Annotated in this window: 5 protein-coding genes; 1 reads left to right on the forward strand and 4 read right to left on the reverse strand. The window is 67.1% G+C overall.

The genetic code is table 11. The features are described 5' to 3' along the window. A partial coding sequence (locus PHD22_RS16735; protein WP_299869532.1) for an NTP transferase domain-containing protein occupies positions 1-217 on the forward strand: 217 nt, incomplete at its 5' end. 31 nt (positions 218-248) lie between these two features. Here the strand turns inward: PHD22_RS16735 and PHD22_RS16740 are convergent. The 4 genes from PHD22_RS16740 to PHD22_RS16755 form a co-directional block, all read right to left on the reverse strand. Next, positions 249-1,334 (reverse strand): M48 family metallopeptidase, encoded by a 1,086-nt coding sequence (locus PHD22_RS16740; RefSeq protein ID WP_299869535.1) that lies wholly within the window; start codon positions 1,332-1,334, stop codon positions 249-251. Beyond that, on the reverse strand, positions 1,331-2,131 hold the full coding sequence (locus PHD22_RS16745; RefSeq protein ID WP_299869537.1) for a TIGR00266 family protein: 801 nt from the start codon (positions 2,129-2,131) through the stop codon (positions 1,331-1,333). Before PHD22_RS16745 ends, PHD22_RS16740 begins: the two co-directional genes overlap by 4 nt. A 104-nt stretch (positions 2,132-2,235) precedes the next feature. Beyond that, positions 2,236-2,421 (reverse strand): DUF5668 domain-containing protein, encoded by a 186-nt coding sequence (locus PHD22_RS16750; RefSeq protein WP_299869540.1) that lies wholly within the window; start codon positions 2,419-2,421, stop codon positions 2,236-2,238. A gap of 146 nt (positions 2,422-2,567) precedes the next feature. Beyond that, on the reverse strand, positions 2,568-3,184 hold a 617-nt coding region (locus tag PHD22_RS16755; RefSeq protein WP_299869543.1), incomplete at its 5' end, for a HAMP domain-containing sensor histidine kinase.

The following is a 3,184-nucleotide window of genomic DNA, read 5'->3' on the forward strand; positions in this document are numbered from 1 at the left end:
CCCCCTGGTCGCGCCCGTGCATGAGGGGAAGCGGGGGCATCCGGTGGGATTCGCGGCCCGCTGGCGCAGTGACCTGCTGGCGTCCACGGGAGATCAGGGCGCTCGTGAGTTGCTGACCCGTCATGGCGCCCTCCTGCAGGGCGTTCCGGTGAGTGACCCGGGCGTGGTGCGTGACATAGATGTTCCTGCAGATCTCGCTGCCCCGCTTGTCCGTTGAAGGCCGGCAGATACGCCCCGCGAGGGACTGATCAGCGCCCTCCCGGTGACCGTTGCCAGTCCACGGCGATTGGTTCTGCCGGGGATTGCGGGTGGGCTGCCAGGCTCTTCCTGAGGGCCCGGATCCGCTCCGGTGTGTCCGGGTGGGTGGACAACAGGGCCGGCAAGCGGGCGCCCTGAGCCCTTTCCATTTTTTCGAGGCGTTCAAAAAAACGGAGCAGGCCGCCCGGGTCGATCCGGGCTTCGGCCAGTCGTTCGATGGCCCGTTGATCCGCTTCCCGTTCTGCCTCCCGCGAGAAGGTGAGTTCCCCGAGACGGGCGGCCCAGCTTCCCAGGTCGCCGTAATTGCCGGCCAGGGCCGCCACGATGACCCGCAGGCCGGCGCTGCGCACGATCTGGTGGAGGCTGTGGCGCAGCTCCACATGAGCGATTTCATGGGCCAGAACCCCTGCCACTTCTTCGGGGGTGTCGGCCTTGTCCAGCAAGCCCTTGTATACGATGACCACGCCGCCCGGGGCGGCAAAGGCGTTGATCTCCGGCTCGTCCGCCAGGTGAAACTCCAGCTTCTCGCCCGGACGGACGAGGCGGCGGGCGATGGCCTGGACGGTGTCGTGGGCAGGGCCCGCGTCGATCATCCGGCTTTGGAGGCGGGTCTGGGTCAGGACCGCCCGGCCGATCTGAGCTTCGACGGAGGGCGGGATACGCGCCACCACCCGGTCAGCGAGGGGGTCCAGGGCAAGGAAAAGTGCGGCCACCAGAAGGAGCGGCAGCAGGATGAGCAGGGTGATGCCCAGCCCGAAGCGCCGTTTTTGCCGATGCCGGCTCCGGTCACCCTGGTGGAACAGGTGGGGCGCCACTTCGCGCAGGGGGCCGACCAGGCGGTCATCGATCAGCAGCAGGTGCTCTCCTCCGTCCTCCCCAGGCCATTGGAGTGCCCACTGGCCGTGGTTGAAACCCCGGGCTTCGGCACGCAGGCCTTCCGGCGGGATCCGGAGGGGGGGCTGGTCGGCGGACAGGAGGGTCAGTGCGCCGCCCTCCCAGGTCAGATGGACGGCCCGGCCATGGGCATCGCCGCCGGCCGGGTAATGGCGTGCAGGCAGTGGGCCGTGGGTGCTCACTCGTCGTCGCCGAGGACCGATCCGAGTCCGAAGCCGGCAAGCATGGAGCCCCCTTCCTTGCCGCCGCCTCCGGCGGCCCGGGAGGCCATGACGATACGGTCGGCCATGCGGGAGAGGGGGAGCGACTGCAGCCAGACCTTGCCAGGGCCGCTGAGGGTGGCGAAGAACAGCCCCTCGCCGCCGAACAGGGCGGTCTTGATCTTGCCTGCGTACTGGATGTCGAAATCCACGCTGGGCTGGAACGCCACTACGCAGCCGGTATCCACCCGGAGGGTTTCGCCCGGAGCCAGGGTCTTTTCGAGCAGGGTGCCGCCGGCGTGGATGAAGGCCATGCCATCGCCCTCGAGCTTCTGCATGATGAAGCCTTCGCCGCCGAAGAGGCCAACGCCGATCTTCTTCTGGAAGGCGATGCCCAGGGATACGCCCTTGGCCGCGGCCAGGAAGGAATCCTTCTGGCAGATCAGGGTGCCACCGACGGTGGACAGGTCCACCGGGACGATCTTGCCCGGGTAGGGGGCGGCGAAGGCGACCCGGCGCTTGCCACTGCCTTCGTTGTGATAGACGGTGGTGAACAGGCTCTCACCGGTGAGCAGGCGCTTTCCGGCGCCCATCAGCTTGCCGAAAAATCCCCCCTGCTGGGCGGATCCATCACCGAAGATGGTGTCCATCTGGATGCCGTCCTGCATGTACATCATCACCCCGGCCTCCCCGATGGCGGCTTCGCCCGGGTCAAGCTCCACCTCCACGTACTGCATGGATCCGCCAAAGATTTCGTAGTCGACGACGTCCATCGCCATGTTTGTTTCTCCCTTGAGTGCTGTTGAACTGGAATGGTCTGGGCTTTTGCCGCCTGAGGACAGGCTGGCGCAGCAAGTTTGCAGGGATATGATCCGCCCGGATTTCAGTCGGACCGGCTGCGTCGGGTGTCGTCGGGGGTCAGGAACAGGCCGATGCCGAGGGCAATCAGCGCCACCGGCCACCAGGTCCTGGCCAGTTGTACCAGATCCAGTTCCACCAGATCCAGGTTGATGGCAAGGGCGACGACTCCGATGAGGATCAGCGACAGGGCAGCGAAATGGCCTTTCACGGGAGCTCCTTGGTGGCTCTGTTCAGATGGCGGGGCTGCCCAATGGTAAGGGAGGAAGGCTCCCAGGTGAAGCTGGTTTGGCAGGTCGGGTCGGGACGCGGAGGGCGCCCGCTTGCAGGTTCGGGATCGACCGTGCTTGCCCCGGCTCATGGAGAGGGCAAGCGAACCTGCAGCAGCGTACCGTGCCCATGGGTGGGCGAGTGGATGTCCACCTGTCCTCCGAAGCCCCGGACGATTTCCCGCACGATGGGCAGGCCGAGGCCCCCTCCCGGCCGGCTGGCGTTGGGCAGGCGGAAGAAGCGTTCGAAAACCCGCTCCCGGAAAGCGGGAGGAATGCCGGGTCCGTTGTCTTCCACTTCGATCAGACAACCGGCGTCCAGGGGCCTGCAGCGAACTGTCACCTCCCCCGGGGCGGGGGTGTAGTCGAGGGCGTTATGCACCAGGTTGGCGATCATCTCGCCCAGCAGCAGGCGGTCTCCGGTGACCTGACAGGGCTGCAGCTCGAAGCCCAGGTCGAGGGCATGGGTGCTGGCGAGACGGATCCACTCTGGGCTGCGCTCCCGGATCAGTTCGGGCAGGTCGATGGTTTCGGCCAGTCCGGCCTGGCGCCCCCCTGGCTCGGCGGAGAGCAGGACGCGCATCTGGTTGACCAGGTGGGAGAGGCGGTCGATGGCGCCGATACACTGACGGGCCCGGCTATCCCGGGAGGCGGTGTCGTGGTCCCCCGGTATCAGTTCGAGCTGGGTACGGATGCCCGCCAGCG

This window comes from Zoogloea sp., from assembly GCF_028693495.1.
Classification (GTDB): Bacteria; Pseudomonadota; Gammaproteobacteria; order Burkholderiales; family Rhodocyclaceae; genus Zoogloea.

Bases quoted from the DNA above. Each gene is read 5' to 3' on its own strand.
- PHD22_RS16745 (WP_299869537.1), bottom strand. From the start codon at position 2,131: ATGGCGATGGACGTCGTCGACTACGAAATCTTTGGCGGATCCATGCAG.